We start from the raw sequence: 5,447 nt of genomic DNA, 5'->3' as shown, positions 1-5,447 counted from the left end.
GCCGAGCACGCCGGGGGTGTCCGGTGCGGTTTGAGCCGGTCTCCCACGACCCGCGCGGCCAGCAGCCCGGCGCCACCTCGACGGTGCCCCCGCTGGTCCCGCCGAACGCGCGGCACCACCTGCCCCCACCGCCCGCCGTGCCGGTCGCGCCGCCACCCCCGCCGCCCCGCCCCCGGGTCGACTTCGCGGTGGTCCGCGAGCTGCGCCGGGAACTCAGCGAACGGCTCACCCTCTGGCAACGCGGCCGGGAGTTCGACGCGGACGCCGAGGACGTCGAGCGGGCCCGGCTGGCCGTCGCGGTGGTCTCCGCGTACGCGGACTCGGTGCGCCGGGCCGGCACGCCGATGGCCGCCGACGAGGAGCGGCTGCTGCTCGACCAGGTGACCGCCGAGCTGGTCGGCCTGGGGCGGCTCCAGACGCTGCTGGTCGACGACACCATCGAGGAGGTGCACATCCTCGGCTGCGACCAGGTGCGCATCACCCGGCACGGCGGCGGCGTGGACTGGGCGGAGCCGATCGCCGACAGCGACGACGAGCTGGTGGAGATCCTCCAGGCGGCGGCCCGCCGGGCCGGGGCGACCGAGCGGTCGCTCTCCACCTCCAAGCCGACGCTCGACCTGCAACTGCCCGACGGAAGCCGGCTCGCCGCGGTCTTCCTGGTCAGCCACCGCCCGTACGCGGTGATCCGCAAGCACAACACGCTGGCGGTGAGCCTGGAGGACATCGCCGGTGGCCGGCCCGACCTGGACGAGATGATCGACCCGCTGCTGCGCGACTTCCTCCGCGCGTCCATGCGGGCCGGGCTGAACATCATGGTCGCCGGGCTGGCCGGGGCCGGGAAGACCACGGTCATCCGCGCGCTGATGGACGAGATCCCGGCCGACGAGCCGTACGTGCTGCTGGAGGAGAGCCGGGAACTGCTGCCGACCCGCCGCGGGCACAAGCACCGGGCGGTGATGAGCTTCGAGTCCCGGGAGGGCCACGGCGAGCGCGGGCTGGACGGCCGGCCGGCCGGTGAGGTCAGCATCGCCGACCTCATCCCGGTGTCGCTGCGGATGGGCGTGCTGCGGATCATCGTCGGCGAGGTGCGGTCCCGGGAGATCGTGCCGATGCTCCAGGCGATGACCACCAGCCGCGGGTCGATGTGCACCATCCACGCGCGTACCCCGGCCGGGGTGGGCGAGCGGATCATCGAGCTGGCGCTGGCCCACGGCCGGGAGATGACGGTCGACCAGGCCCGCCGGATGGCGGGCAACGCGCTGGACCTGATCGTCTACGTCACGGTCGAGGACGAGACCGCGATCGGCGGCCGCAAGCACCGCTTCGTGTCGCACGTCGAGGAGGTCATCGGCGTCGGCGAGGGCAACCGGATCACCACCACCAGCGTGTTCGGCCCGGGACCGGACGGCCGGGCGGTGCCCCGCCACCTCCCCGAGCGGATCCGCGACCAACTGCTCCGGGTCGGCTACGACGCCCGGCTGCTGACCCGGTTCATCGAGGCCGGCACGGGCGCGTGGCGGCGGCCCCGGCACACCCGGCTCGGGCGGCGACCGTGAGCGCGAGGAGTGAGCCGGTCCTGCGAGCCCCGCAGTCGCGAACGAAGGCAGCCTCCGTGAGCGCGAGGAGTGAGCCGGTCCTGCGAGCCCCGCAGTCGCGAACGAAGGCAGGTTCCGCATGACGACGATCGAGCTGATCGCGCTGGTCTCCGGGGCGGCGTGCGTGGCCGGGCTGGTGCTGGCGGTGGTCGCGCTGGTCGGCACCCGCCGGCCGCCCCGGTCGACGGCGGGCGCCGGGCCAGGGCTGAGCCGGGTGTGGACCGGTTCCGGGGCCAGCCGGCGGGAGCAGCACCGCTACCAGTTGCTGCTCGGCGCGGCCGTGGTGGTCGGCGCACTGGCCTTCCTGCTCACCGGGCTGCCGGTGGTCGGCCTGCTGGTGGCTCTCGCGGTGCCCGGCGTGCCGTGGCTCTTCGCGGTGGGCCGGGCCGAGCAGCGGGCCATCGCCCGGATCGAGGCGGTCGGCGAGTGGACCCGGCGGCTCAAGGACATCTCCGGCACTGGGCAGGGCCTCCAGCAGGCCATCATCGGCACCGTCGCCACCGCGCCGGAGGAGATCCAGGAGGAGGTACGCACCCTGGCGGCCCGCCTCCAGGCCGGCTGGCTCGCGAGGTCCGCCCTGCTCGCCTTCGCCGACGAGATCGCCGACCCGGTCTGCGACCAGGTGGTGGCGGCGCTGATCCTGCACCTCACCGACCGGGGCGAGCGCCTCGGCGACGTGCTCGGCTCGATCGCCACCGCCGCCTCGGCCGAGGTGGCCACCCGGCGCGAGGTCGAGGCGAAGCGGACGCAGCCCCGGTTCGCGGTCCGCTTCCTCACCGGGATGACCCTGGCCACGCTCGCGTACGGGCTGGTCAACAGCGACTACGTCCGGCCGTACGGGACGGTCTTCGGGCAGCTCGTGATGGCGGTGCTCGGCGCGGCCTTCGTCGGGCTGCTGGTCTGGGTGCGGTCGATGAGCCAGCCGCCCCGCCCGGCGCGCTTCCTGCCGGCGCCGGACCCGGAGGAGGCGATCGCATGATGGTGAACTGGCAGCTGGCCGTGGCGGTGCTGGGCGGGGCGGCCGTCGGGCTGGGCCTGTTCCTGGTGGTCCGCGAGGCCCTGCCGGCCACCCCGGCGCTCGGCCCGGCGCTGCGCCGGCTGCACCAACCGCCCGGTCAGGCCCCGGTGGCCGGGAGCGGGCCGGACTGGCTCGGCGGCGTCTCCCGCTGGCTGCGCCCGCCGCACCGGCAGCTCGCCCTGCTCGACCGGACCCCCGAGCAGTACGCCCTGTCGGTGCTGCTCTCCGCGCTGGTCGGGTTCGCCACGCCGGCGGTCGCCTCGGCCGTGCTCTTCCTGGGCGGGGTGGCGCTGCCGCTGGCCGTACCGGTGGTGGGGAGCCTGGGGTTGGCGCTGGTCGCCGGCCTGCTCGCGCACCGGGCGGTGCTGGCCCGGGCGGACGCCGCGCGGGACGAGTTCCGCCAGGCGGTCTGCACCTACCTGGACCTGGTGGCGTTGCAGCTCTCCGCGGCGCACGGCCCGGTGCAGTCGCTGGAGCGCGCGGCGGCGGTCTGCGACGGCTGGGTCTTCGACCGGATCCGGGAGGCGCTACGGATCGCCCAGCTCCAGATGCACTCACCCTGGGACGAGCTCCAGGAGCTGGCCGAGCGGATCGGCATCCCGGAGCTGGGCGACATGGGAGCCATCATGCGCTCCTCCGGCAGCGAGGGCGCCCAGGTGCACGAGACCCTGCGCAGCCGCGCCGACTCGCTGCGCGACCAGATCCGCACCGACAACCTGGCCCGGGCCGAGGGGGTGACCAGCCGGCTGGACATCCCCGGCTCGCTGCTGGTCTTCGTCCTGCTCGGCTTCGCCGTCTATCCGTTCCTCGCCCGTCTGTGAACCCACCCCGAGAAGGAGACGACCATGCACCTCTACACCTACGTGTACGCCGCGGTCAGCAGCCGCCTGGCCGAGCTGCGGCGGGACACCGAGCGGGGCGACAGCCCGGTGCCGACCGCGGTGATCATCTTCGGCCTGGTCGCGGTGGCCATGGCGGTGACCGGGCTCGCCCTGGCCAAGGCGAACAACTGGATGAACGCCATCCCGAACAACACGGCGCCGAAGGCCCCGTGATGCCCCGCCCCGCCCGTACGGACCGGAGCCGGCCGGCGCCCGCCGGCCGGCCCACCGGCCGGTGCGGCCCGGGGCGGATCACCACCGTCCTCCGGGGCCGGCTCGCCGCCGGCGGGCGCGAGCGGGGGGCCAACCCGGTCGAGCTGGCGGTGGTGATGCCCGCGATCCTGGTGCTGCTCTTCGCCTCGATCCAGCTCGCCGTCTGGTTCGTCGCACGGTCCACCGCACTCAACGCGGCGCAGACCGGGGTGAACGCCCAGCGGGCGCTCCAGGCCCCGCCGAACGCGGGCCGGGACCGGGCCACCACCTTCCTGCGTGCCGCCGGGGACTGGCTGGTCGACTGGCAGTCGCCCGGTCCCACCTGCACGGCGACCGCCACGGAGGTCACCTGCACGGTCAGCGGACGCTCCCTGTCGGTGATCCCGGGCGTGCGCTTCGCGGTCTCGCAGCGCGCGCACGGCCCGGTCGAACGCTGGACGACGGGGTGAGGCGGATGGCGCGGGACCGGGGTTCCGTCTCGATCGAGGTGGCGGTGCTCGCCCCCGCTTTCATCGGGTTGATGGTGCTGGCCGGGGTGGCCGGCCGCACGGCCGTCGCCGACGAGGCGGTGGAGTCGGCCGCGCACGACGCCGCCCGGGCCGCCTCGATCGCCCGGGACGCGCGGACCGGCCGGATCGCCGGCACCGACGCGGCCCGCCGCCAGCTCGACTGGTCGGGGCTGCGCTGCACCGCCCCGCCGGCGTTGACCTTTCGCGGCTCGGTGGGGGACGCCGGGACCACCTTCGCGGCCGCGTACCGCAGCGCGCCCGGGGTGCCGGCGACGGTCACGGTCACGGTGACCTGCACGGTCTCCTTCGCCGACCTGCGGGCGCCGGGGCTGCCCGGGGTGCCGGGCGGCAAGACCGTTTCGGCGAGCTTCACCTCCCCGCTGGACACCTACCGGAGCCGCCGGTGACCGGGCGACGCGCGTCGGAGAGCGGCCGGGTGAGCCTCTTCCTGGCCGTGGCGATGACCGGCGTACTCACGATCATCAGCCTGGCGTACGACGGCGCCGGGCAGCTCCGCTCGTTGCAGCGCGCGGACAACCTGGCCGCCGAGGCGGCCCGCAGCGGCGGCCAGATGATCGACCGGGCCCACGCCATCGAGGGCGGCCCGAAGCAGATCGACGAGGTGGCCGCCCGGAAGGCCGTCGCGGACTACCTGAGCGCCGCCGGCGGGGTCCGCGACCACGAGGTCAGCTTCCCGGTGGTCGCCGGCGAGCGGCAGATCCAGGTACGCGTCCGCATCACCTACCGCCGGGACCTGCTCGGTCTCTTCGGCTTCCAGAACACCGCCACCGTCACCGGTGAGGCCACGGCGCGGGCGCTCACCGGAGCCCCGTAGGAAGGGAAGGCAGCCATGGGTGCGTCCCAACGCTCGGCCGTCCGGCGGACCGGCCAGGTCCTCACCGGCCTCGGCGCCCTCGTCGTGCTCTGCGCGGTGCTGGCCGGTGGGCCGATCGCCCTGCTGGCCTTCGCCGGCAACCCCCTCCCCGACCACCTGCCCACGCTGGCCGAGGTGGGTACGACGTTGACCAGCCGCGACGACGGGCAGCTCTTCCTGCGGGCGCTGGCCGTGGTGGGCTGGTTCGGCTGGGCCACGTTCGCCTTCTCCGTACTGGTGGAACTCCTCGCTGCGGCGCTGCGCCGGCCGGCGCCCCGGCTGCCCGGGATGCGCCGCCAGCAGCGGGCCGCGGCCGCGCTGGTCGGCTCGGTGGCGCTGATCCTGGCGGCCAGCCCG

Annotated in this window: 7 protein-coding genes and 1 pseudogene; all 8 read left to right on the top strand. The window is 75.2% G+C overall.

The window, feature by feature from the left end; genetic code table 11:
* The first annotated feature begins 23 nt into the window (after nt 1-23).
* Nucleotides 24-1,556, top strand: a complete 1,533-nt coding sequence (locus tag B0E53_RS32715) for a CpaF/VirB11 family protein (protein ID WP_107079492.1) — start codon at nt 24-26, stop codon at nt 1,554-1,556.
* A 118-nt stretch (nt 1,557-1,674) separates the two neighbouring features.
* Nucleotides 1,675-2,574: a type II secretion system F family protein gene (locus tag B0E53_RS32710; RefSeq protein ID WP_107079491.1), complete on the top strand. Its 900-nt coding sequence runs from the start codon at nt 1,675-1,677 to the stop codon at nt 2,572-2,574.
* Nucleotides 2,574-3,434, top strand: a complete 861-nt coding sequence (locus tag B0E53_RS32705) for a type II secretion system F family protein (RefSeq protein ID WP_107079494.1) — start codon at nt 2,574-2,576, stop codon at nt 3,432-3,434. Before B0E53_RS32710 ends, B0E53_RS32705 begins: the two co-directional genes overlap by 1 nt.
* A 24-nt stretch (nt 3,435-3,458) precedes the next feature.
* The gene (locus B0E53_RS32700; protein ID WP_107079490.1) at nt 3,459-3,668 is read left to right on the top strand and encodes a hypothetical protein; all 210 of its coding nucleotides are present in this window, start codon (nt 3,459-3,461) and stop codon (nt 3,666-3,668) included.
* A complete protein-coding gene (locus B0E53_RS32695; RefSeq protein ID WP_107079493.1) occupies nt 3,668-4,156 on the top strand; it encodes a TadE family protein in 489 nt (162 codons plus the stop codon). The genes B0E53_RS32700 and B0E53_RS32695 overlap by 1 nt, the downstream gene beginning before the upstream one ends.
* 5 nt (nt 4,157-4,161) lie before the next feature.
* Complete coding sequence (locus B0E53_RS32690) at nt 4,162-4,623, top strand: TadE/TadG family type IV pilus assembly protein (RefSeq protein ID WP_107079489.1); 462 nt, start codon at nt 4,162-4,164, stop codon at nt 4,621-4,623.
* 53 nt (nt 4,624-4,676) lie between these two features.
* Nucleotides 4,677-5,051 carry a hypothetical protein gene (locus B0E53_RS32685; RefSeq protein ID WP_246835713.1) on the top strand — a complete coding sequence of 125 codons (375 nt, stop codon included), beginning with the start codon at nt 4,677-4,679 and terminating at the stop codon, nt 5,049-5,051.
* Between the two features lie 15 nt (nt 5,052-5,066).
* A pseudogene (locus B0E53_RS32680) lies at nt 5,067-5,447 on the top strand (peptidoglycan-binding protein); the annotation flags it as partial.

The sequence above is a fragment of the Micromonospora sp. MH33 genome (assembly GCF_003013775.1).
In the GTDB taxonomy this organism is placed as follows: Bacteria; Actinomycetota; Actinomycetes; order Mycobacteriales; family Micromonosporaceae; genus Micromonospora; species Micromonospora fulviviridis.
Note: the sequence above shows the minus strand (reverse complement) of the source record. Positions and strands in the feature narration are given on the sequence as shown.

Bases quoted from the DNA above. Each gene is read 5' to 3' on its own strand.
- B0E53_RS32705 (WP_107079494.1), top strand. From the start codon at position 2,574: ATGGTGAACTGGCAGCTGGCCGTGGCGGTGCTGGGCGGGGCGGCCGTC.
- B0E53_RS32710 (WP_107079491.1), top strand. From the start codon at position 1,675: ATGACGACGATCGAGCTGATCGCGCTGGTCTCCGGGGCGGCGTGCGTG.
- B0E53_RS32700 (WP_107079490.1), top strand. From the start codon at position 3,459: ATGCACCTCTACACCTACGTGTACGCCGCGGTCAGCAGCCGCCTGGCC.
- B0E53_RS32685 (WP_246835713.1), top strand. From the start codon at position 4,677: ATGACCGGCGTACTCACGATCATCAGCCTGGCGTACGACGGCGCCGGG.
- B0E53_RS32690 (WP_107079489.1), top strand. From the start codon at position 4,162: ATGGCGCGGGACCGGGGTTCCGTCTCGATCGAGGTGGCGGTGCTCGCC.
- B0E53_RS32695 (WP_107079493.1), top strand. From the start codon at position 3,668: ATGCCCCGCCCCGCCCGTACGGACCGGAGCCGGCCGGCGCCCGCCGGC.